This window comes from Aquimarina spongiae (genome assembly GCF_900141785.1).
In the GTDB taxonomy this organism is placed as follows: Bacteria; Bacteroidota; Bacteroidia; order Flavobacteriales; family Flavobacteriaceae; genus Aquimarina; species Aquimarina spongiae.
Genome location: NZ_FQYP01000004.1, coordinates 320,709 through 344,601 on the forward strand (window position 1 = coordinate 320,709; position 23,893 = coordinate 344,601).

The 23,893-nt window shown below is 35.7% G+C and carries 21 protein-coding genes; 11 read left to right on the plus strand and 10 right to left on the minus strand.

Annotated elements, in window-relative coordinates; translation table 11 throughout:
* Positions 1–115: 115 nt before the first annotated feature.
* From BUE24_RS11040 to thiL, 3 genes are all read left to right on the plus strand, one after another.
* A complete protein-coding gene (locus BUE24_RS11040) occupies positions 116–1,360 on the plus strand; it encodes a serine hydrolase domain-containing protein (protein WP_073316070.1) in 1,245 nt (414 codons plus the stop codon).
* A 39-nt stretch (positions 1,361–1,399) separates the two neighbouring features.
* Positions 1,400–1,918, plus strand: coding sequence for a PPC domain-containing protein (locus BUE24_RS11045; RefSeq protein WP_073316071.1), 519 nt, complete (start codon positions 1,400–1,402; stop codon positions 1,916–1,918).
* An 82-nt stretch (positions 1,919–2,000) separates the two neighbouring features.
* Positions 2,001–3,053 carry a thiamine-phosphate kinase gene (gene thiL, locus BUE24_RS11050; RefSeq protein WP_073316072.1) on the plus strand — a complete coding sequence of 351 codons (1,053 nt, stop codon included), beginning with the start codon at positions 2,001–2,003 and terminating at the stop codon, positions 3,051–3,053.
* Positions 3,054–3,059: 6 nt separating this feature from the next.
* On the opposite strand, the gene BUE24_RS11055 is transcribed toward thiL, so the two are convergent.
* Together BUE24_RS11055 and BUE24_RS11060 are read right to left on the minus strand one after the other, a co-directional pair.
* Entirely contained in the window at positions 3,060–3,332 is a 273-nt protein-coding gene (locus tag BUE24_RS11055; RefSeq protein WP_073316073.1) for a hypothetical protein, read from the minus strand.
* 201 nt (positions 3,333–3,533) lie between these two features.
* The gene (locus BUE24_RS11060; RefSeq protein WP_073316074.1) at positions 3,534–4,316 is read right to left on the minus strand and encodes an alpha/beta fold hydrolase; all 783 of its coding nucleotides are present in this window, start codon (positions 4,314–4,316) and stop codon (positions 3,534–3,536) included.
* Between the two features lie 37 nt (positions 4,317–4,353).
* Between BUE24_RS11060 and brnQ the strand changes: the two genes are divergently transcribed.
* Both brnQ and BUE24_RS11070 read left to right on the plus strand, forming a co-directional pair.
* Complete coding sequence (gene brnQ, locus BUE24_RS11065; protein ID WP_073316075.1) at positions 4,354–5,634, plus strand: branched-chain amino acid transport system II carrier protein; 1,281 nt, start codon at positions 4,354–4,356, stop codon at positions 5,632–5,634.
* Between the two features lie 117 nt (positions 5,635–5,751).
* Complete coding sequence (locus BUE24_RS11070; protein WP_073316076.1) at positions 5,752–7,095, plus strand: cytochrome-c peroxidase; 1,344 nt, start codon at positions 5,752–5,754, stop codon at positions 7,093–7,095.
* Here BUE24_RS11070 and BUE24_RS11075 read toward each other — a convergent pair.
* From BUE24_RS11075 to BUE24_RS11100, 6 genes are all read right to left on the minus strand, one after another.
* On the minus strand, positions 7,092–7,475 hold the full coding sequence (locus tag BUE24_RS11075; protein WP_073316077.1) for a VOC family protein: 384 nt from the start codon (positions 7,473–7,475) through the stop codon (positions 7,092–7,094). The genes BUE24_RS11070 and BUE24_RS11075 overlap by 4 nt on opposite strands.
* A 72-nt stretch (positions 7,476–7,547) precedes the next feature.
* Positions 7,548–9,044, minus strand: a complete 1,497-nt coding sequence (locus BUE24_RS11080; protein WP_073316078.1) for a serine hydrolase domain-containing protein — start codon at positions 9,042–9,044, stop codon at positions 7,548–7,550.
* Between the two features lie 196 nt (positions 9,045–9,240).
* On the minus strand, positions 9,241–10,536 hold the full coding sequence (locus tag BUE24_RS11085; RefSeq protein ID WP_073316079.1) for an aminopeptidase P family protein: 1,296 nt from the start codon (positions 10,534–10,536) through the stop codon (positions 9,241–9,243).
* A gap of 115 nt (positions 10,537–10,651) precedes the next feature.
* Positions 10,652–10,930, minus strand: coding sequence for a hypothetical protein (locus tag BUE24_RS11090; RefSeq protein WP_073316080.1), 279 nt, complete (start codon positions 10,928–10,930; stop codon positions 10,652–10,654).
* Positions 10,931–11,075: 145 nt separating this feature from the next.
* A complete protein-coding gene (locus tag BUE24_RS11095; protein WP_073316081.1) occupies positions 11,076–11,774 on the minus strand; it encodes a LytR/AlgR family response regulator transcription factor in 699 nt (232 codons plus the stop codon).
* Positions 11,775–11,776: 2 nt separating this feature from the next.
* The gene (locus BUE24_RS11100) at positions 11,777–12,754 is read right to left on the minus strand and encodes a sensor histidine kinase (protein WP_073316082.1); all 978 of its coding nucleotides are present in this window, start codon (positions 12,752–12,754) and stop codon (positions 11,777–11,779) included.
* A gap of 221 nt (positions 12,755–12,975) precedes the next feature.
* Here BUE24_RS11100 and BUE24_RS11105 point away from each other — a divergent pair, with 221 nt between their 5' ends.
* The 4 genes from BUE24_RS11105 to BUE24_RS11120 all read left to right on the plus strand — a co-directional run bounded on the left by BUE24_RS11105 (position 12,976) and on the right by BUE24_RS11120 (position 18,825).
* A complete protein-coding gene (locus tag BUE24_RS11105; protein WP_073316083.1) occupies positions 12,976–13,836 on the plus strand; it encodes an ABC transporter ATP-binding protein in 861 nt (286 codons plus the stop codon).
* A 12-nt stretch (positions 13,837–13,848) separates the two neighbouring features.
* Positions 13,849–15,396 carry a hypothetical protein gene (locus BUE24_RS11110; protein ID WP_073316084.1) on the plus strand — a complete coding sequence of 516 codons (1,548 nt, stop codon included), beginning with the start codon at positions 13,849–13,851 and terminating at the stop codon, positions 15,394–15,396.
* Positions 15,397–15,485: 89 nt separating this feature from the next.
* Complete coding sequence (locus BUE24_RS11115) at positions 15,486–18,338, plus strand: VPS10 domain-containing protein (RefSeq protein ID WP_073316085.1); 2,853 nt, start codon at positions 15,486–15,488, stop codon at positions 18,336–18,338.
* Between the two features lie 136 nt (positions 18,339–18,474).
* Positions 18,475–18,825 (plus strand): helix-turn-helix domain-containing protein, encoded by a 351-nt coding sequence (locus BUE24_RS11120; RefSeq protein ID WP_073316086.1) that lies wholly within the window; start codon positions 18,475–18,477, stop codon positions 18,823–18,825.
* A 58-nt stretch (positions 18,826–18,883) separates the two neighbouring features.
* Here BUE24_RS11120 and BUE24_RS11125 read toward each other — a convergent pair whose 3' ends face one another.
* Complete coding sequence (locus tag BUE24_RS11125; protein WP_073316087.1) at positions 18,884–19,090, minus strand: class I lanthipeptide; 207 nt, start codon at positions 19,088–19,090, stop codon at positions 18,884–18,886.
* A gap of 102 nt (positions 19,091–19,192) precedes the next feature.
* The gene (locus tag BUE24_RS11130) at positions 19,193–20,929 is read right to left on the minus strand and encodes an AraC family transcriptional regulator (RefSeq protein WP_139241977.1); all 1,737 of its coding nucleotides are present in this window, start codon (positions 20,927–20,929) and stop codon (positions 19,193–19,195) included.
* A 206-nt stretch (positions 20,930–21,135) separates the two neighbouring features.
* Here BUE24_RS11130 and BUE24_RS11135 point away from each other — a divergent pair, with 206 nt between their 5' ends.
* The gene (locus tag BUE24_RS11135) at positions 21,136–22,158 is read left to right on the plus strand and encodes a helix-turn-helix domain-containing protein (protein WP_073316089.1); all 1,023 of its coding nucleotides are present in this window, start codon (positions 21,136–21,138) and stop codon (positions 22,156–22,158) included.
* 81 nt (positions 22,159–22,239) lie between these two features.
* Complete coding sequence (locus BUE24_RS11140) at positions 22,240–23,793, plus strand: fibronectin type III domain-containing protein (protein WP_073316090.1); 1,554 nt, start codon at positions 22,240–22,242, stop codon at positions 23,791–23,793.
* Positions 23,794–23,893 lie beyond the last annotated feature (100 nt).

Consider the following 23,893-nt stretch of genomic DNA (forward strand, 5'->3'; position numbering starts at 1 on the left):
ATGTTTATGAATCAAACATTGAATTTTTTGCTAGAAATTTTTTAAAAGAGGGTAACAATATTTTTACTCATCTGATATAGGGGTGTAAAACAAAAAACCACTAAAAATTTTAAGCATGGAAACTTCAATTTTAAAGAAAACGTTTATTGCTTCTATTAAGAATACACTTAGTTTATTAATCTATGTACTTGTTTTCAGCGCATGCGAAAAAGAAGATCCACAACAGTTTTGTGATCCTACACCCAAGCTTGATATTGATGCATTTGTAGAAGGACTACAAGAAAGATTAAATAATGAAGACAACCCAAATGTGGGTTATCAATTCGTAATTAATCAAGATGGTAACTTATATCATGCCGAAGCAGAAGGGTTTGCCATTCACGAAAATGATAGCGATGGACCTGTAGTCATGTCGGTAGATACACGAATGAATGTGGCTTCTGTTTCAAAATTTATAGGCACTGTTGCCCTGCTAAAAGCGATGGAGGAGCATAATGTAAGCCTGGGGTTTAACGTAGTTAATTATCTTCCGGAAACCTGGAAATCTCAGGTAGATTCAGCACATTCTGATGTGGATTCTGATGCGTATTTGACATTTCGCAAATTGTTACAAATGAATACGGCCATCAATTTTCCTGGGGATAATCCTTTTCCTGGTATCATGCCTACCGAAGCTCAAATGTTAGCTGCATTATCCGCTACACCTGCAATGGACCGTATAGGAGATTATCAAAACGGAAACTTTACGTTGATTAGAGTTTTGATTGGACAAATTGTTTATGAACTTGATGAGACTTCTGATGAGTATTCAACCGCATGTACGGATAAATATTTTGAGTATGTCAAAGAAAATATCTTTGATCCATTAAATATCAACCCTCCATCGTCTGCAAACGAAGTAGAGAGCTATTATGATGGGATTTATCCTTGGGGATATCAATGGCCATTCAACCCTGATTTTCAAAATGCTTCTGATGGTGCCTTGGGTTGGAAACATAGCAGCAATCCGTACCGTAATGGAGGATCCGGCGGACTGTTATTGTCTTCGATGGATCTGGCAAAAATCTTAGCCTTTTTTAAACACGATCAAAGCGAAACTATTATTTCTAAGAAACAAAGAGAAAGTATTCTGAATTCAGAGTTAGGATTGACTGAATCCATAGATGGAGCCTATGGCAAGTATCTCTCAAAAGGAGGATTAAGAGGTGCAGATGATTGTTGTAGTAGAGCATTGCGATCACGAATCATGATTTTTCCAAATGGTGTTGAGGCTGTGTTATTAACGAATGGTAATAATACCACCTTGGGGAGTACTTTGAGGGATAGCTATGATAATGCCTGGAAATCTAACTGTCAATAAAAAGAAGAATAAAGTATAAAAAAACAAAATAGTAAAGTCATGAAAAATCAAATTTTAAAAACCATTTTAATCATTGCAGGAATAACTTTTGCGAGCTGTTCAAATGATGATGATGCTACTCCAGAAGTAGTTGGAGTAACTTCTTTTGAAATAGAAGGACAATGGAATTGTGAACTAGGTGAAAATTGTGAGGATGTTTATCAGTTTGAATTCAGAAAAGATTCTAAAATATCGATTAGTATAGAAGGTGTAACAGGAATGTCGGTAGTATCTCTTGATTTATCTGCAGAATTTGGACAGTTTGGAGGACCTAATTTATTAAATGAAGGAAATCTTACTTATTATGGATGTACAGGTCAGGATGAAGACGTTTCCATAACAAACATTACTGTTTCAGAAGCTGGTACATACAATTTGTCTGTTGCAAGAGATTGGGGATTAAGTGCAGGAGTTGAAGGTACTTACACCTTAGCCATAATTTCAGATACTCCATTTACAGAAGGTGTAGCTCCTGTAGAGGATATCGATGCAGAGAACTATGAAAGAGAATGTTTATAAATTCAAATTGCAAATATTAAAAATCCCGATTTTTCGGGATTTTTTTATGAGATAGAATCACAATGTTGGCTACCTTTGCAGCATGATAGAAGATAAAAATAGCGCTAGAACTCCTTTGTCTGAACTGGGTGAATTTGGTTTAATAGATCATCTCACAAAGAATTTTGAGATCAAACAACCTACAACAGATGTAGGTATAGGAGATGATGCAGCGATCTTGGATTTTGGAGACCAAAAATGTGTGATCAGTACAGATTTGCTAATTGAGGGAGTACACTTTGACCTTTCTTACGTTCCTTTAAAGCATCTGGGGTATAAATCGGTGATGGTTAATCTTTCAGACATTTACGCGATGAATGCTACAGCAAGTCAGATCACGGTATCCATTGCTGTATCTAATAGATTTCCGCTAGAAGCATTGGAAGAATTATATGCAGGTATTCAAACAGCGGCCAACTTATATAACGTAGATGTGATTGGTGGAGATACTACTTCTTCTACTTCGGGCCTAATTATAAGCATCACTGCACTGGGATATGCCAAGCAAGAAGAAATTACCTATAGAAGCGGAGCAAAAAACAACGACCTCTTGGTCGTATCTGGAGATTTGGGTGCTGCGTATATGGGGCTTCAAGTTTTGGAAAGAGAAAAGCAGGTTTTTAATGTAAACCCAAATGCACAGCCAGACTTGGATCAATATACCTACTTAATCGAAAGACAACTTAAACCTGAGGCTCGTAAAGATATCCCGGAATTGCTTAAAGCACTTGAAGTACAACCAACAAGTATGATCGATATTAGTGATGGTTTGTCTTCTGAAACGATACACCTGTGTACAAAGTCTGAAGTAGGAGTACATCTTTACGAAGAAAAAATACCTTTGGACCCGGCAGTAATCTCAATTTGTGAAGAGTTTAATTTAAACAGTACTACAGTAGCGCTCAACGGTGGTGAGGACTATGAATTGTTATTCACGATAAAACAAGAGGATTATCCAAAAATAAAAGCAAATCCCAATTTAACTGTGATCGGGCACATGACTGATAAGAATGACGGAATGGGATTGGTTACTCGAGCTAATGAGAAAATAGAGATACAAGCTCAAGGGTGGAATCCTATAAAAAAAGAAGGATAGCAAATATTATGATGCTGCTTGAAAAGGAGTAGTTTTTGTTTCTTTCCTGGCCGCTTTTTTAGCATGCACTTGTTCTAGAGCATTATTGATCTCTTTTAATTTTGGAGTTAACACCTCCAAACGACCTCTGCTATTTGTTGTTGCTTGCTCTCCGCAATGCGAACAAGTATATTCTTTTATATGATGGGTAACATGTTTAGAAAGAACGTAATCATGACCAAACAGGGAACAGTAAATTTTGGAAAAGGAGAACGTAGAATTAGGGGTAGACTTTTTCATATTTTCTAGGGGTTATAAGTGCATAGAAGGGCGTTATAGGTTCATTATCAATACAATAATAATATTTTTTTTGACATAAACTAAATTTTGTAAGAAAAAATTGTCTTTAGATGTTGTTTTTTAACTAAAAAAAGCCAAAAAATAGGTTTTTTGGCTAAAAAAAATGTATTTCATCTGATAACTTTGGAACTAAGCCGTTACTTATGTAGGGTTCTGTAGATGATTTTGTAAAGCAGTCATAAACTCCTTTTGGTTTTCAATATAGGTCATATGCCCGCCGTCAAAAGAAATGAGATCTACATTAGCATAATTGGCTTCTTTACCATTTTGAGAAAATGATAAAACAGGATCTTTTTCTCCAGCAAAAATTACTTTAGAACCATAAAATTCTTTAAGGACATTAGATCGATCTTTTCTAATTTTCATGCCTTCTAATGCCGAAATAATTCCTTGCAATGATGTTTTAGAGGCTTGTTCTTTTATTCGTTTGATCTGTGGTTCGTAGACAATTCTATTTTTTTCGGCAAAAAGATTAGCGATCGCCATACTGGTATAGGCGTTAGGATTTTTTTTAACAATATCGATGGCTCGGGTTCTGCTAATTTTACGTTCTTCACTGTCTGGATAAGATGTAGAGTTAAGCAGTACTAATGACATTGTCTTATTAGGAAAAAGCTCTACCAGGGCAAGTGAAACATATCCTCCCATAGAATGTCCGATTAGGGTAGTATCAGTTATTTTTAATTCTTCTAATACGGTATTAACGGCTAATGCCATTTCTTCCATAGTATGAATATATCCTAAAGACTCAGTATCCCCATGGCCCAATAAGTCAATTGCAATACAATGATAGGAGTTTTCGAGTATGGCAATAGTTTCTTCCCACATGGTTATATTCTCTAGAAATCCATGCAAAAAAACAATCGGTCTCCCTTTTCCGGTGCTCTTATAATTTATTTTGATCCCTTTGTACGTCAAAGTCATTTTGAAATTTTATTTTTAGGCACATAAACCTAATTAAATGCGATTTAATAAAGAAACTTTCGTTGCAGGATTTGCTCTTTTTTCTATGTTTTTTGGTGCGGGAAATCTAATGCTACCCCCACTGTTAGGACTTAAAGCCGGAGAATCCTGGTCGATGGTTACTTTGGGTTTTGTTATTTCTGCAGTGCTTATCCCTATATTAGGTATCGTAGCTCATGCTCGATTACAAGGAACAATGCTTGATTTTGCCAAAAGGGTTTCTCCGGGATTTAGTCTTGTATATTGTGTTTTGGTGTATTTGATTTCGATTACTTTACCTTCTCCCAGAACAGCATCAGTAACTCACGAAATGGCCATTCAACCATTTTTTGGTACCAGTGCTTGGCTCACTAGCGGAATTTATTTCGCACTGGTACTCCTATTTGTACTCAATCGATCAAAAATATTAAGCCTACTGGGGAAATTCTTATCTCCGATATTATTTATTGTAATACTATCTATTGTAGCACTAGGTGTTTTTGGAACTTTAGATCCAACTCTGAATCCTTCAACTTTTGAGACACCAGTAGTTACAGGATTATTAGAAGGCTATCAAACATTTGATGCTATTGGGGCGGTAGTTGTCGGTGGAGTGATTATTATTTCACTCAAAATCAAAGGAGAGGAGAATTTTGAAAGGATACGCAGCCTAATCATTAGTTCTGGAATTGTTGCCGGTTTTGGTCTCTTTATCATTTATGCAGGGATGATCTATAATGGAGCTCTTTTTGGTGCTGAAGTGGACCCGAACATTTCCCGAATCGGTTTGCTTTCCGAATTAAGTTTAAAAACCTTGGGTAATATTGGTAGATCCTGCTTAAGTGTTTTGGTTGGTTTGGCTTGTTTTACAACTGCTGTTGGTATTGTTACGGGTACAGCCGATTTTATGAAAGGCATTTTGGGGGAATCCAAAAAAGCATATGTGATCACTGCTATTGTAGGATGTATTCTGGGAGTGGTAATGGGGCAGTTTGATGTACATTATATTATTGATGTTGCAGTGCCTGCTTTGATGCTTATCTATCCAATTACTATTGTGTTAATTCTGCTTAATGCCATACCCGACAATTTCACTTCAGATCTCACTTTCAAAATAGTGGTTATTGTTACCATTATTTTTAGTATTCCTGATTTTTTGGCATCCATAGGTATGGGAGCATCTGTACAACCTTTGTTAGAGGCGCTTCCTCTTGGAAAGTATAGCCTTGCTTGGTTGCTTCCAGCTGTTGTTACCTGGATTATAATCAACCTATTTTCATTAGTAAAAAGAAAGTCATAACATAATTGTTTTTAAGGGTAATTTCCCCTTTTTCCATTATTCGTTTTTTAGTACATTCGCGGCTAGGAAAACAACCACATTTCAATAAATAAACCTTTAAAAGCATAGATTTATCTTATGAAAAGACTATTTCTAGCTGCAAGTCTATTATGCCTAATAGTTTCTTGCGGTAATGACGACAATTATGTACCTATCGAATCCAATTTAGACGATCAATTAAAAACATTGCTTACCGAAGCCTCAGAGGGAAAAGGGCTTTCGTATTTCATGCTTCCAGAAAGTGATGATTACACCAACATTCCACAGGATCCCAAAAATCTGATTACCAAAGCCAAAGTTGATTTAGGAAAACTACTATTACATGAAACGGCCTTAGGTAGAAACCCTAAAATAGAAGAAATGAGAGGGACCTATTCTTGTGCCTCTTGCCATCAGGTTGGAGCTGGATTTAGTGCAGGGGTACGACAAGGAATCGGAGAATGCGGAGTAGGTTTTGGTATTCACGGAGAAGAAAGAACTATTAACCAAAATGTACCTGTAGATTCTGTAGACATCCAACCACTTCGATCCCCTACTATACTCAATGTAGCCTACCAGGATGTGATGCTTTGGAATGGACAATTTGGAGGTACAGGAACCAATCAGGGAACCGAAGCCAATTGGGAAAATATTCAGGAAAACTTTCTGGGACTTCAGGGAGTCGAAGTACAAGCAATCAAGGGACAAGGTGTTCATCGATTATTGGTAGACGAAGACTTTGTAAATGAAACAGGATATAAAGCAATGTTTGATGCAGCTTTTGGTGATATAGCCGAAGGTGATCGGTATACTACCTTGAACGCAGCTTTGGCTATGGCAGCTTACGAAAGAACGTTATTGGCGAATCAAGCACCTTGGCAGGAATGGCTGAAAGGACAAAGCGATGCAATGACTGATGCCGAGAAAAGGGGAGCTATTGCTTTTTTTGGTAACGGAAAATGTTATGAATGTCATACAGGTCCTGCATTAAACGATAAAGGATTTTATGCCTTTGGAATGGGCGACTTTGATAATTCGAATACCGCCATTGTTTTGGATGAAAACGGTTTTCAAAATGTAAAAAAAGGAAGAGGAGGATTCACCAAAAATCCAGATGATGATTATAAGTTTAAAACACCGACGTTATACAATATTGCAGATAACGGATTTTATGGTCATGGATCTACTTTTACTTCGGTAAAAGAAGTAGTTCGATACAAAAACGATGGGGTACCACAATCCAACGAAGTTCCTGCAGAGAATCTAGCAACGCAATTTGGCACAACAGATTTAACAGATCAGGAGATTGATGATCTTACTGTTTTTATCGAAAACAGTTTACGGGATCCCAATTTAACTCGCTATGTTCCGGAAACAATAAATTCAGGATTATGTTTTCCTAATAACGATGAGCAATCGAGATCAGATTTAGGATGTAATTAATACAATGTGGCGATCCACCACGTATTTCCAAAAGGGTCTTTAAAACCGGCGCCTCTTGCTCCGCTATCCTCATCCATAGGTTGCATAAGCGAGACGGCTCCGGAATCTAAGGCGTTGTAATACGTTTGATCGGTATCGCGAACATACACATACATGGATCCAGGTTGGGCAGGATAGTCTGCCGAAGCTTCTGAAAGAAGAATAGTGCTGTCACCGATTTTAATCTCAGAGTGCTGAATACGGTGTTGCGCATCTGTGCTTCTGATCATTTCTTGAGCATTGAATATTTTACGAATGAAATCAATAAAATCTTCGGCTTTTTTAACCACCAGATAGGGCATAGCCTGTTGGTGACCTGCTGTAATCTTCATTCGTTGCATAAGATAAAAGAGAGTTTTTTATTGGTAACGAATGAATAGGATAAAATATTCTACTCGAAGTCTAAAATGGTATCAGTTTTGCAAATTTTCGATCCAATCGTAAATTTTTTTAGCCACTGGACCTGCTCCCCTATCATAGTTAGACATTACAGTCACTATATATCCATTATCTAAGAATATATCCAGTTGAGAATTAAGCCCGGGAAATCCACCACCATGACCTACTACTTTTCCCGTATTGCCGGATTTAAGAGTAAAACCATATCCATATCCTGCTTTTGCATGATCCGTCCAAAGCAATTCTAATGAAGATTTTGAAACTAACTTCTCATTCTTTAGCGCCAAGGCAAAAAGATGCAAATCTTTAACTGTAGAAAAACCACCACCAGCTGGACCGCCTTTGATTACATGTTTGTAGATGTTGTTTTCCCAACCCAGAGGGTTTTTTGAACTAGGAATATATCCTATAGCCAAATTTTCTACAGGTTGATCCATTTCAAAAGCATCAGAATTGATCATTTTTGCGGGTTTATAAATATTTTCCCTGATGTATTCAAAATAATCCTGACCTGTGGATTTTTCGATAATTACGCCTAAAAGTAACATACCAGTATTACTGTATTTATACTTTTCCCCAGGCGGAAAGACAAGAGTATTGTCTTTAACCAAAGGTTTAAAATCGTCTAAAGATCTAAACAACTCACGAGATGAATTACGATAAGTTTTATTAAAGTAACTACCTAATCCACTAGTATGAGATAATAGATGATGAACTGTAATTTTATCTGTAATTTCTTTTGGCAGCCAATCCTGGTCTATATAATTGCTTACAACATCGTCTAGAGCTATTTTGTTCTTTTCAACAAGCTGCATAATTGCAATCGCTGTAAACATTTTGTTCATAGAACCAAGATTGAACTTTGTGTTTAAAGTGTTTGCTGCATGAAACCTTTTTGAGGCTTCACCATATGCTTTTTCAAATAGAACCTTATCCTTTTTGGCTACTAATACGGCTCCTGAGAAAAAATCGTTTTTAGATAGCCTACCAAGTAGTGCTGAGGTTTTTTCTATGAGTTCTGTCTCAGAAATTGTTGGCTCTAGAATGTCTGAAGGAGCATCTACAGAAGAAAACCATAAACGATCTAGCACATAGTCTGTTTTATTAGTAAAGCTTAGGCTAAAAGCGTACCAAAAATCAAAATTGTTACCTTTTACAATGATTACTGTTTTATCCGAAAGTGAGGGGGTATAGGTTCTTGTACTATGGAAATTAACCCCTCCTGTTTTTCTCACATTATCTAATAGGTATCCCTGGAAATCTTCTAAAGAGAATTTTTTGAGGATTTCTTTGCTGTCATGTTTTGATACAAATTGACCTATTCTATCAGCATTGTTTGCATTAAAAACATCAATGAGTTCTTCTACTACTTGACCTAGTTTTCCATCTGGAAAACTAGTGGTATCCGTAAAATCTATGTTGTTGGTCTGTTGTGCATTGCATACCAATGGAAACAGTAACAGTGTAGTTATTACCTTCAGTTCGGTAATTACATCTTTTAATTTCAGCATGAGTTTAAATTTTGATATACTATTTTTTGATAAGGTGAACCAAAAACATATCTAACTCCTTGGGGTTTTCAAACGTGATGTTGTACTCGCAATTGGAGAAGGAAAAAGCTATGTTAGTTAAAAAATAGTATATCAAAAATTATTCCATGAAGTCTAAAAATCAATAGATTAAAGTTAAAAGAACATTCGGTTAACTCTATGATTTATTCATAAGCTCTTCAATTTCTTCAGCTTCGATTGGGATGTTGGCCATTAGATTAAAAGGGGCTCCCTTTTCTTGAATCACTACATCATCTTCTAGTCGAATTCCAAACCCTTCATCAGGAATATAAATCCCTGGCTCTACGGTAAATACCATGTTGGCTTGCATGGGTTCGGTTAAGATTCCGTAATCATGCGTATCCAAACCGATATGATGAGAAGTTCCATGCATGAAGTATTTTTTGTAAGCTGGCCAGTCTGGATCTTCATTTTGTACATCCGCTTTATCCAATAGACCTAGACCTAATAATTCTGAAGTCATTAGTTTACCTACCTCAACATGATAGTCTGCCCAAATAGTACCAGGAACTAGCATTTTGGTAGCATCGTTTTTTACTCTCAACACAGCATCGTACACTTCACGTTGTCTTTTGGTATAGGTTCCTGAAACAGGGATGGTTCTGGAGAGATCACTAGAGTAATTCGCATACTCCGCGGCAACATCCATCAAGATAAGATCACCCGCTTTACACTGTTGGTTATTTTCGATATAATGAAGTACGTTGGCATTAGACCCACTGGCAATGATCGGAGTGTAAGCAAAACCTTTGGATCTATTATTAATGAACTCGTGTAAAAGCTCGGCTTCAATATTATATTCCCATACATCAGGTTTTACAAAATCTAATAGCCTTCTAAACCCTTTTTCGGTGATATTACATGCGATTTGCATCAAGTCTAACTCTACCTGATCTTTTACAGAACGTAGGCGTTGTAGGATAGGATTACTCTTGGCAACCGAGTGTGCGGGATATTTGTTTTTCCACCACTTGGTAAATCGATCTTCTCGTGTTTCGGTTTCTACATGAGATCGGTAATGCTCATTAGTGTTTACATATACCGTGTCGCATTGCGTCATGATTTCGAAAAAGACTTTTTCAAGATCTGAAAGCCAGTATACGGTTTTGATCCCTGAAACGTCGAATGCCTTTTCTTTGGTTAATTTTTCACCCTCCCAAATGGCAATCAATTCGCTGGTTTCTTTCAGAAACAATACCTCTCTATGTTTTTCTTTTGGAGCATCAGGAAAGAGCAATAAAACACTTTCTTCTTGATCTACACCACTGAGATAAAAAATATCGCGGTGTTGTTCAAAAGGCATCATACTATCTGCACTAATCGGGTAGATATCGTTACTATTAAATACAGCTATACTATTGGGTTTCATCTGTGCAGTAAAATTCTTTCTGTTTTTGATGAATAGGTTTTTGTCTATAGGATGATATTTCATGAGTTGCTATTTTGAAATGTGTTTTCAAAAATAGTGTTATTATAGATTCTAATAAAAAAGGAACCCAAACAATTTTGAGTTCCTGTATAAGTTAACTTCCTAAATGCTATTTTAATTACTTAAAAGACTTTTTGATTAACCCTATAATAGCCATCAAAACACCACCTCCAACACCACCGCTGGCTATGCTTCCTAAAATCCCGGCGATATCCATACCACCACCGGTATCAATACCTAAAAGCCCCAGTAAGTAGCCGCCTATACCACCTCCTAGTATACCTAAAACAGAGTTTCCAATTCTACCAAAAGATGCATTTTTGAGTAGAGAACCTGCGATATTTCCTCCTATTGCACCACTGACTAATTGAATGATTAACGGTAAGTATTCTTCCATAATTTGTGTGTTTAATTAATTAGTTTTCAATAAATTAACTAAAAAAATACGGTATTCACAAAAACTTGATATCATTTTCGATAACAAAACAGCGCAAATAATTACACTCTTTTTACTAAAAATCTTGCTTTTTGCTATTCAGTATTTATGAATAGTCGATTTTGTCAATCACATTTTTTCGATACGATTTACCAATAGGTAGTTTGCTATCATTTTGTAACACAAATTGATTTCCATCGATAAATTTGAGCTGATCAAAATTGACCACAAAAGACTTATGAATTCTCAAAAAAGATGGCGGCAGTTTTGCCATAAAATCGGTAAGTGTTTGGGGGGTAAGAATCATTTGATCCGTATAAATTTTTATATAATTACCATAGGCTTCGATATAAGAAATATCATTGGTATTTAGTTTAATGATCTTTTTATCACTTTTTACAAAAATGGTTTTCGAAGTATCTTTTTCTTCTTTTATCACCGTTTTGTCAACTTCTTGTTTGGGTTTAACCTTATAAATAGCTTGTAAAAATCGTTCTAAAGAAAAAGGTTTTAATAAGTAATCCGTGACGGAGAGTTCAAATCCCATAACTGCATGTTCTGGGTATGCCGTGGTGATAATTACAGCTGGTTTTTGTTGTAACGTTTTAAGCAGACTTAACCCTGATAATTTGGGCATGTTAATATCGAGAAACAGAATATCCGGAGATTCTTTTTGCAAAACTTCTATAACTTCAAAAGCATTTTTGCAAGAGGCAATAAGCTCAAGATTCGGAATCTCTTGGATATAATTTTCTAAAATCTGCCTGGCGATGGGTTCATCATCTGCTATGATACATTTCATCATGATCAAAACTGTAAAGTTAATTGCACATCAAAAATTTCTTTATTGGACCTAATTTTCAGTTGATGTTTATCTGCGTAAATCAAATCTAGTCGTTTTTTGGCATTTTGTAAACCAATGCCACTTTTTCCTGTTTCCAAATTTTCTTTATTCCCTAGATTATCAGTGTATGTATTACTGCATGTAAATTTCATTTCGGTTTCTGAAACTGATAAAGTAATATGAACATTGCTTTCAGAATTTGTGGAAGCATCCAAATGCTTAAAAGCATTTTCTACAAATACGATCAAAAGCATAGGGGCAACCTGCCTAGAAAAAACATCACCACTTCTATCAAACTGAATTTTTGTACTACTTTCTAATCTGATTTTCTCTAAAGAAATGTAGTTTTCCAGATACTGTATTTCCTTTTCTAGCGGAACAAAAGTTTCTTGTGTATCATAAAGACTATAGCGCAAAAGGTCAGATAGTGTGAGCATTAAGCCTGGTAATTTTTCAGATTTTATTACTGATAATCCGTACAGGTTGTTTAAGGTATTGAATAAAAAATGAGGATTAAGCTGCGCTTTGAGTAACTTTAATTCCGCATCTTTTTCTTGTTGTCTTCTATAAAAGCTATCCCTTGCAAGTTTGATGGTAGAGGAGAAAGATAATGCCAAAATCATAACCCCTACAAAATTAAACCACATCTTCCATTCGAACTCCTGATCGTTGACAATTCCCATTATGTAAACAAGAATGGTATTCCATATCATGAGATGTACAAAAAATAAAGCAATACATTTCTTTAGGTTTTTTTGTAGATACGGAAGAATATAAAGATTGTTGATATATACCGGAGGTGCCAATAGTACCACTACAAACAATGCTGCCAACCATCTGTTATCTGCTTGTATAGTAGCTAATAGAATGATAAAGAGCAGTAACCAAATAAAAAGGTTCTGCACAATTTTGTTATCGATCCAAGAATCTAGTTTTGACATGTTGATGAAATAAAACCTAAAAATAAGAGATGGTATCCAAAAACGTACTTTTTAATGACAAAAGACCCGTTTTTGGGTTCAACTCATACGATTTTCATGATAAGAGGGTAATAAAAGGTTCATCATTTTTGTCAATACACTCATCATTATTTATTGAATTTATATAGACCAACATAGATTTTTGGCAACAGAATATTCTTTAACCGTAAAAGCAAATAAAGATGAAGCTAGAAATCAATAATGTCTCAAAACGATATACCAGAAAAAAATATGGAGTACAGAATTTTTCATTAACAGTAGAAAAAGGAATTTTGGGTCTATTAGGGCCCAATGGTGCTGGAAAATCTACATTGATGAAAATGATCGCTACCGTAAACAAGCCTACCGAAGGAATCATTCTGCTGAATAAAAATAATATTGTAAAGGATGCAAACTATATGCGGGAACAATTAGGTTTTTTACCGCAGGATTTTGGAGTGTATCCTAATTTGAATGCTTTTGAGTTTTTGCAATACATAGCAGCTATCAAAGGAGTTGGGGGAAGCGGACTGAAAGACAGAATCGAAAAGCTGTTAGAAGGACTTAACTTAATCGATGCGGCATCAAAACCAATAGGCAGTTATTCTGGAGGAATGAAACAACGAGTAGGAATTGCACAGACACTGCTCAATAATCCCAAAATCATCATTTTTGATGAACCCACTGTAGGTTTGGATCCCGAAGAACGGGTTCGATTTAGAAATCTTATTTCAGACTTAGCGAGTCAGAGTATTGTAATATTATCTTCTCATATCGTATCAGATATCGATATGATTGCTGATACTGTTGCCATCATGAAAAATGGCACTTTGATCACCCAAGGAAATAGACAGGATATTATAGATCATGTAGAAGGTAAAGTATTCGAAATCAAAATTGAAGATGAAGCTGTATCAGAATTTAAGAATCAGGTAACAACATTAAGTACTGCACGCTATAAGGGCAAGACCACTATTCGGTACATTTCAGATACGGCAATGAGCAATTCGAGACCTCAAAAAGCCACTCTAGAAGATGCTTATTTATACCTAACCAAAAACTAATCCTTTGTACTCATGAGATCCTTTTTGACCATCATAAAATTAGATTATCTAACACGTATCCGAAGTTATTCTTTCTTAATTACACTTTGTGCAACTTTGGCTATTTCATACACCTTTGTTCCAGAACCCAATGCCAGTTACTCCACCATTAGGATTGGTGATTACGTTGGCAACTATAATTCGGCATGGTTTGGATATGTAACCGCGATGATGAGTAGCGTATTTTTATCTTTGATTGGCTTTTATTTGGTAAACAATAGTATCCAAAAGGACGTCAAAACTAAAGTAGGTCAAATTCTTGCTACTACAAGAATTAAGAACTTCAGTTATTTATTGTCTAGAGTTTTTAGCAATTTTTTGGTGCTAATTACCATCGTATGCATTACTTTTTTGATGAGTATTCTTCTTTTTATTTTATATAATGATGGGTTTGATTTTGAGATCTTGCAATTTGTTAAACCTTATGTAATTATTGCACTACCAGCTATTTTTTGGATTTCGGTCTTGGCAGTATTGTTCGAGGTAATAATAGGCAGATATACTGTGATTCAAAACATACTCTTTTTTGTGCTGTTTTCTTTTTTTTTGTTGTTTTCATCTCAAGACAAAATGAAATATAATTTAGATGTTTTTGGAAATAAAATAGTGATGAATGCTATGGAAGAAAGTGTTCGTAAGCTATTGCCTGCTCATAAGACCTCTAAGATGACCATAGGATATGTTTTGGGAAATACCACCAAAGCAAAAAAATTTAATTTTGAAGGAATTGATTTCCCTTCTTCTTTTATCGCAAGTCGCTTGGGATGGATTTTTTTTGGAGTTCTTCTCATTGCTATAGTTACCCCTTTCTTTCATAGGTTCAATACCAAAGAAAGAACATCCTCCACAAAAACAAAGCAACATATCGTATCGAGTTTTGGATCTAGGGAGGTTATCCTATCTCAATTACCCAAGCCTCAAATAGATCAAAGTATACTGCCATTGATTAAAACAGAACTATTTTTATTAATACGAAAAGGGAATAAGTGGCTGTGGATGGTCAATGCAATAGGCATGATCTTATTGGCGTTTTTAAACATTGAGGTTGCCCATCAAATGGTGTTACCCATTTTATGGTTTTTGCAGGTACACAGGTTGTCAGATCTTACCACAAAAGAACTGGAAAATGATGTATTTTATTTTACGTTTTCAGCATTTAGACCTTTGCGTAGAATTTTGATTTCGCAGATAATCGCCGGAGTGATATTAATGATAGGTTTGGCATTTCCTCTACTGTTTCTTTACGGATGTCTTCTGGATATTAATGCGTTGATGTTTATTTTGTTAGGTGCCATTTTTATCGTATTTCTAGCGCTATTTTTAGGAATTTTTACCCAAACTAAGAAGTTGTTTGAGATCTTGTTTTTCTTCATTACTTATGCAAACATTAATAAGATTCCGGTTTTTGATTATTTCGGTGGGATTTCTCCGAATAGAATGCAAATTCTATACGTATCTGCTTTAGTTATAGGTTTTGGCACCATGAGTTTTCTTAAAAGAAGAAGTGACCTCAGAAGGTAAAGACATATTTGGAAGTAGTTAAACAATAACTAAAAATTTTGAGATTGTTTTAACAATATCTACTTTCAGGCCACTAAATGACGGTCAAAATGAAAACACAAACACTCACCTTAGCTTACTTTATTTTTTCCTGTTCTCTTTTTGCACAACAACCAGTAACCAGTGCTGAAGATATGATCGGCGGATTGTCGCAGAAAAAGGAAATGGAAGCTACCTCAATAGTCAAAAATGTTCCTTTTACAAACATCGGCCCTTCTGTAATGAGCGGAAGAGTAGTAGATGTAGATGTTAATCCAGAAAACACTTCAGAATTTTATGTGGCCTATGCCTCTGGGGGATTATGGTATACTGCAAATAATGGTACTACTTTTACTCCGGTGATGGATGGGGCAGAGACGATTAACATTGGTGATATTGCCATAGATTGGAAAAACGGAACGATCTGGGTAGGAACCGGAGAAAACAATGCATCGCGATCTTCGTATGCGGGAATAGGAATTTTGAAATCTACAGATAAAGGGAAGACCTGGAAAAATGTAGGTTTGTCAGATTCTCATCACGTAGGTCGGATCGTTATTAATCCAAATAATCCTGATGAAGTGGTCATTGGGATAACGGGTCATTTGTATTCTACAAATCAGGAACGAGGAATCTATAAAACAACCGATGGAGGTGCGACATGGAAACAAACCTTATTTATCAACGATCAAACGGGAATCATTGATGTGGAATATGCCTCTAATAGCTTTAATACGATGTATGCCACTGCTTGGGATAAAGATCGGAAGGCATGGAATTTTAGAGGAAACGGGGCAGGATCTGGTATTTATAAAAGTACGGATGCTGGGGAAACCTGGAATAAAATCTCATTAGAAAATAGTGGGTTTCCCACTGGCGATGGAGTGGGAAGAATTGGAGTTGCCGTTTTTGACGAAAATACAATCTATGTAGTACATGACAATCAGTTTAGAAGAAAGAAAAATCAAACAAAAAGCAATACCGATAGGTTAACCAAAGAAGATTTCAAAACAATGTCTAAAGACGATTTTTTGAAAATCAATAACAAAAAGTTGAATGTTTTTCTGAAAACCAATGGATTTCAGGAAAAATACAGAGCAGATAATGTAAAGCAGATGGTACGAAGTGGTAACGCTCAGCCCAAAGACTTGGCCAAATATTTGGAAGACGCAAATTCGATGTTGTTTGACACACCAGTAGTTGGTGCCGAAGTATATCGAAGTGATGACGGTGGGAAATCATGGAAAAAGACACATACTGATTATCTGGATGATATTTACTTTAGTTATGGATATTACTTCGGACAAATTCAAGTAAACCCAAAAAACAAAGAACATATTTATATTAGTGGTGTTCCCATTCTGAAATCGAAGGATGGAGGTAAAACATTTTCTAGCATACAAGGAAAAAACGTACATGCCGATCATCATGCTTTATGGATTGACCCCAATAATCCTAATCATTTAATTAATGGTAATGATGGTGGGATTAATATCTCCTATGATGACGGTAAACATTGGGTCAAGGCTAATCAGCCCAATGTAGGACAGTTTTATGCTATTAATATCGATCACGAAACCCCGTATAATGTGTACGGAGGTCTGCAGGATAATGGTGTTTGGGTAGGTCCTAATGATGCCGAAGAAAGTTCAGAATGGCACCAAAGCGGTCATTATAATTGGGAGAGTATTCTAGGAGGAGATGGTATGCAGGTACAGATCGATAAGAGAGATGCCAATATTGTATACACAGGTTTTCAATTCGGTAATTATTTTAGACTGGATCGAGCTAATCAAGAACAAACCTATATCCAACCAAAGCACAAACTTGGAGAGTCTCCGTATCGTTTTAATTGGCAAACACCAATTCTGCTTTCTTCTCATAATCAGGATATTTTATATCTGGGAGGGAATAAGTTAATGAGATCCATGAACCAGGGAGATGATTGGACCGCGATTTCAGGAGATTTAACGCAAGGAGGCAAAAAAGGGAACGTAGCGTATGGAACCATTACTACCATTTCAGAATCTCCATTTCAGTTTGGATTGATTTATACGGGTAGTGATGATGGATTGATCCAAGTTACCAAAAATTCTGGAGGAAATTGGAACAATATATCTAGCTCACTCCCCAAGGATCTTTGGGTATCGAGAGTAGTAGCCTCTGCTCACAAAAAAGAACGGGTATATGTTACTTTAAACGGGTATAGAAATGATGATTTTACGCCTTACGTATTTGTAAGTGAAAACTATGGAGCTACCTGGCAAAATATAGGACAAAAAATCCCATTATCTTCTGTAAATGTTATTCAGGAAGATCCTAAAAACGAGAATGTACTGTATCTGGGAACAGATAACGGAGCTTATGTTTCTCTGGACAGAGGAAAATCATGGCAAGCATTCTCAAAAGGATTACCCAATGTAGCCATTCACGATTTAGTAATTCAACCAGAGGAAAGTGATTTGTTACTAGGAACACATGGAAGAAGTATTTACAAAACGGATATTGGTGCGTTACAAGCATTCAATGATGAAGTAAAAAATAAATCACTACATATTTTTGATATTCAAGATATCACCTGGTCAGAGCAATGGGGTGTTTCCTGGAGCAAGTGGCTGGAGGCTAGACAACCCTCAGCGACGATTGAGTTTTATACCGCTCAAGGAGCCGATGTATCTGTACAAATAATGACTCTAGAAGGTAGTGTATTACAAGACTTTTCAGCTAAGGCGGAAAAAGGATTTAATCAAGTCGAATATGATGTTACGATGACCGAAAAAGGTAAAGGCTTGCTAGAAAAAGAATTTCCTGACGAAGAAGTGGCAAAGAGAAAAAATGGAGCTTACTATTTACCGGTAGGAAAGTATTACGCTCAAATTTCAATAGGAAAAGAGACAGAAAAGAAGATTTTTGAAATCAAATAATGATAGACTACGTTTTGTCATGAAACGTTTGTCATAGTTTTTGGAACAATGTTCATATACAACAATTAGGGATCACAATACTTTTACGAAGTAATGGAATTCTTATCAAATAAGAATATCGAAAAGTTGTAATCGTATGTATATAGAAAACCCTCATTTTGAAAATTTTGTTCGGCTTATAAAGACTGAAAAAATACATTTGGACCCTTTGTTGAACTTGGATGTAGTGGCAGAAAGATTGGAGATAAGCGCAAATTATTTGTCACAAATTATCAATAAAAACACAGGCAGAACATTTTGCGACATCATAGGTAAACTTAGAGTAGAAGAAATAAAAAAGATGCTCGACAACACACAATATGATAAGTATACTTTATTATCTATTGGTCTGGAAGCTGGTTTTAACTCTAAATCCGTGTTTTACCGTACTTTCAAAAAGCACACCAGGATGACACCTACAGAATACAAAGAAAAATTCGTTTCATAAAAATATAAAACCCTTCAATATCATATTGAAGGGTTTTTAAAATATCAAGAAGTCTAATTTAAAATCCAATTACTGTAGGAGATGTACAATCGGCACGACGCGTTTCACATCTGTCAGCCATAGAATTAAAGATAATATCATCTCCTCCTTTACAATTAGGTTCCCTACTTTTTTTTCCTCCTTTGAGATTATACATATTACTCTCGCTTAACTTAGCAACACTAAGTTTTTTCAATTCCAGTTTTTTGCCCTTTACTTTTTTCATCTGTCCTTAGTTTATTAAATGTTTTCCGGTTTTAAAAATAGGGTAAAAAAAGTAAAAAGACTCAAAATGAGGAGATTATTAGTCGAAATTCACGGAATTTCGTTAATGTTCTTGCGTATCTAACTCATGTAATTTCTTAATAAAGTACGAAGTTTTGATGCCGGTGGTCTTTTTGAAGGCCGAAGAAAAAGACTCAGCGGTATTAAATCCCATTTCTTCTGCAATACCCTGAATCGTATAGTTTTTTAACACCTTATCGGTTTTTAATCGATCTACAGCGTAGGCAATTCTAAGATCATTGATATAGTTGGCAAAGTTCTTTTCTTTATAATGATTTATGATTTTAGAAAGGTATTTGGTATTGGTCTTGTTGTCTTTTGCCAAAGAAGTAATACTGATGTTTTTTTTCAGGAAAAGCTGTTTTTTCTCAAAGGCTTCGAGTTTTTTCAAAATATCTAAAATAATCTCTTCTGGCACTCCGATATCAGCTTTCTCGGTTTTTTCCAAAGTAGGCGTGGTGTTGTTTTTTGTAATGAGCTGCTCAAATTTTAGTTGATACTCTTTTTTCTTTCTGTAAAGTTTGTAAAAGAAAACGGTTACAATTAGTGTAAGAATCGCAAGAAAGGCAACTAACAGATATAGGTTTTTGTTGGTTCCTTTTAGCTCATCAATAAGTTTTTCTTTCTCTTTTAGCAGTATAGGAGTATCAAACTCTTTAAAAAGTCGTGAAGATACAAATGAAGCCTCACTATTCGTGATGCTATCAAAAGAAATGAGTTTATTAATGTAATCCAACTGCATTTCCTTTTGATTTTTATCCTTAAAAAAGTTAATTAAGAATTCATAACTCTCTCTTACTTCAAGTGGTGCTTTTTTCTCTTTTTGAAAAACAGAATCCACAACCAAGAATTGTTTTTTTGCTTCGTTAAGATCCTTCTGTAGACGTTTCAATTTACCCAAGTAAAATGAACCCAAAATATAGAGTTTTTTGTTTTCTGCATTTTGTTGATCTAGCATACTAATCCCTTCTAGCATACTTTTTTCTGAGGCTTTGTAATTTCTTTTAAAGAAATCAGTAATACCCTTATTGATCATTATTTTACCATAAAACCTATGATAATGATATTCGGAGTTTTGAAGTTTTTCAAGTGCTTTTTCGTTGGTTATCGATGCAGAATCTAACTCATTATTGTATCGATAAGATTCTGCCAGTGCAATAGAAGATTTTAAATATCGGGTAGTATCAATATTTTTTCTTGTGCTATTACGTATAAAATTTTCTCTGAATAAAGGTAGTGCCTCATCATGCTTTCCAATTTCGGTTTTTATACGGGCAATATTATGTCGGGTTATATAAAGGTACTCTTGATTTTGTACTTGTTCTGCAATAGGTAATATTTTTAAATAGTTGTCAAGAGCAGCAACAATATCTCCTTTTTTCAAGAAATACCCTCCCTTGAAAGAGTAGGCTTCAATAGGATAGGTTTTATCGCCAGAACCAGCACTCAATAGTATCGAACGATCTAATAACTTTAATTTTTCTGATTCTTCTTTGGCATAATAAGAAAGCAAGCAATAGGCTTTAGCCATCTCTATCTTATTGTTTTCGCCAACCGCTTTTTTTAAATAACTATTTAGGTAAACAGTCGAGGTTAAGGTATCTGGCCAGGTTTTTATATACGTGCGGTATAATTCTTTGTAATCTAACCCTTTTAAAGAATCAGGAATCTCAAATTCTTTTTCTTGAGAAATAAGGGACTGAATGCTCAAAAATAAGAAAGCTAATATGACCTTAGGATAAAAGGAAATAACAACAGAATATGCTTCTTTAATTTTCAAAAGCAACAGGGAATTTAATAGGTTTACGCGCTTTAAAGATACTATTTTATGTAGTTAGATAAAAACAAAGTAAAAATCAAGAAAATGCTTGATAATCAATATGTTATGATTGTTTTTAAACTTCGAAATTCTCGGAATTTCGAGAGATATAGTTTGTTTTACAGCATATTCTGAAGGTATATTTGATCAGGACAAAAAACAAAAAAATGGACATTCAGAAGCGATCTTGTTACACAAGTTCTTTGAACCCAATTCGAAAAAGACAAAGAACTGATCTTATAAAAAAAGAGGAATCTCGCCAATCTTTTAGATCTCCTTCAACTCATTATTTGGAAGAAGTATTTACTGGATTTGATAATAATTATCTACAAAAAGCACCGCTACAAACTATATCTATATTAAGTTATTTTGCTACTTCACTGTTCGATAAAAATAGTGTTCATGATGTGTTATGGGATATCGTAGAAAATTGTATTTCCCATTTACATCTTGAGGACTGTGTGATCTACATGCTTGATAAAGACAAAGAGTATCTTATTCAGAAAGCGGCCTATGGCAATAAGAACAATGGTGAAAAAAAGATCGTTAGCCCTATCAAAATTAAAGTTGGAGAAGGTATTGTTGGTCATGTTGCAAAAACCGGAGCATATCAAAGAATAGGAGACTTATCCGCTCACTCTTCATATATAGTAGATGATGCCAGAAGGAAGTCAGAATTAGCCGTTCCTATCTATATAGGAGACATGGTAATGGGAGTATTGGATTCTGAACATTCTAAGGAAGACTTTTTTAAAGAAAATCATGTGTTTTTGTTTCGATTAATTGCCAAACTTACAGAGCAAAAACTAAAACAAATCTGCAATAATAGCAGTACCTGTAATATCACCGATGACAATGTTTATTTCAAAGAACTCGAATCATTGATGAGAGAATCCAAAATATATCGGGACCCTAATTTGGGGCTTACTAGTGTGGCGCATCAACTTAAGATTAGCAGTAATTATTTATCCCAAGTGGTTAATAAATTAACAGGAAAAAACTTTGCGGATTATATTAATAGCTTCAGAGTAGAAGATGCCAAATTGAAACTCACCAATATGGATTTTACAAATTATACTATAGTCGGTATTGGTTTAGAGTCTGGTTTCAATTCGAAATCTACTTTTTATAGTGCTTTCAAGAAAATGGTAGGTATCTCTCCTAGTATTTATCGCAAAACGGCGGCTTGAAAGTGTCCAGATTCTTTGAAATTCAAACTTTCTGGATAGTGATTCTTAGCTACCGGAGTACTTTTCGGGAAAACAAACAAGATGAACAAAGTATATTTTGCAATCCTTTTGATATCGTTAGCCATATCAGGATGCTCAGATGACGACGATGAGGTACTACAAATTGAAAATCAAAACCCCGGCGATTTTACGGTTACAGTAACAGAAACAACAAATTCCAGTAGTTTGTTAACCTGGGATCCAGCTATTGACCCAAACGGAGATACGATTACCTATTCGGTGTTTTTGAATGGAAATGAAATTCAATCACAATTAAAAGTGACACAATTCTTGCTAGATAATCTTAGTGAGCAAACCATGTACACAGGAATGATAGTGGCCAGTGATGGAAATAATGGTTCTTCCGAAAGCGAATTTAATTTTACCACCTTAGGATCATCAAACGAAGTGATGGTGGCCTGGCAAAAATCATTGGGAGGAAGCTTTGATGATGAGGCCTATGCCATTTTACAAACTGCGGATATGGGATATATTGTGGCTGGAGTAACCGAATCTGAAGATGGGGATGTAACTGAGAACAATGGAGGAAAAGACGGCTGGATCGTAAAATTAGATGCTGAAGGAAATGTACAATGGGAAACAAGCTTAGGAGGAACTGCAAACGAAACCATTCATGATATTCAACAAACCGCAGATGGAGGTTACATTGTAGGGGCATTTTCCACCTCAAGCGACGGGGATGTTGTTGTAAACAACGGAATGCGTGATTTTTGGATTGTAAAACTGGACGCTTCAGGAAACATCGTTTGGAGAACAGGAGCAGGTGGAGGAGAAGACGATATTTTGGAAGCGATCATAGAAACTTCAGACGGTGCAATCGTGGCCGTAGGGTTTACAAGTTCCGACACGTTTGATGTATCGGGACAATCTGATGCCTGGGTCGTAAAACTAGATGAGAACGGTGAGTTGTTATGGGAAACCAATCTGGGTGATGCACAACGAGATGTAGCAATGTCGGTGGTAGAAACCGCTGATCTTGGATATGCTTTTACAGGATCTACAGAGACCGAGGTAGACAAGAGGGATGTGTGGGTCGTAAAATTAGATCAGGATGGTCTTGTTGAATGGGATAGAAAATACGGAGGATCCGAGAATGATACCGCCAATTCTATACAACAAACACCAGATGGAGGCTATATCATTGGAGGCGCATCACAGTCCGAAAATGGGAATGTTTTGGAGAACAAAGGAGGATCTGATGCTTTTATCATAAAAACTGATGTAGCAGGAAATATTGTTTGGACAAAATCATATGGTGGTTCAAGCTCTGATTGGATTACGGATATAAAACAAACCAATAATGGAGGATACATTGCGATAGGAAGCTCGAGTTCTGATGATTTTGATGTAGAAAACAACAATGGAGCCGCAGATTTCTGGATTTTACGATTGCAAGCCAATGGAGATATGGTATGGCAGCAAAATCTGGGAGGACAGGGAGACGATTATGCATTTTCCATTCAGGAGACAAGTGATGGAGGTTTTATAACGGCCGGAACGTGGTACACCAATATTATGGGTAATGGAGAAGGTACTACAGGAGATTTTAACTATTGGGTTATTAAGTTAGAATAATATTTTACCCCTATTCCTATAATTTTGCGTAATGATGAGGTTTTTTGTCCGTATGCTTTTCATTACTCGCGGGTCCTCATTTGCTAACCTAAACGAAAGT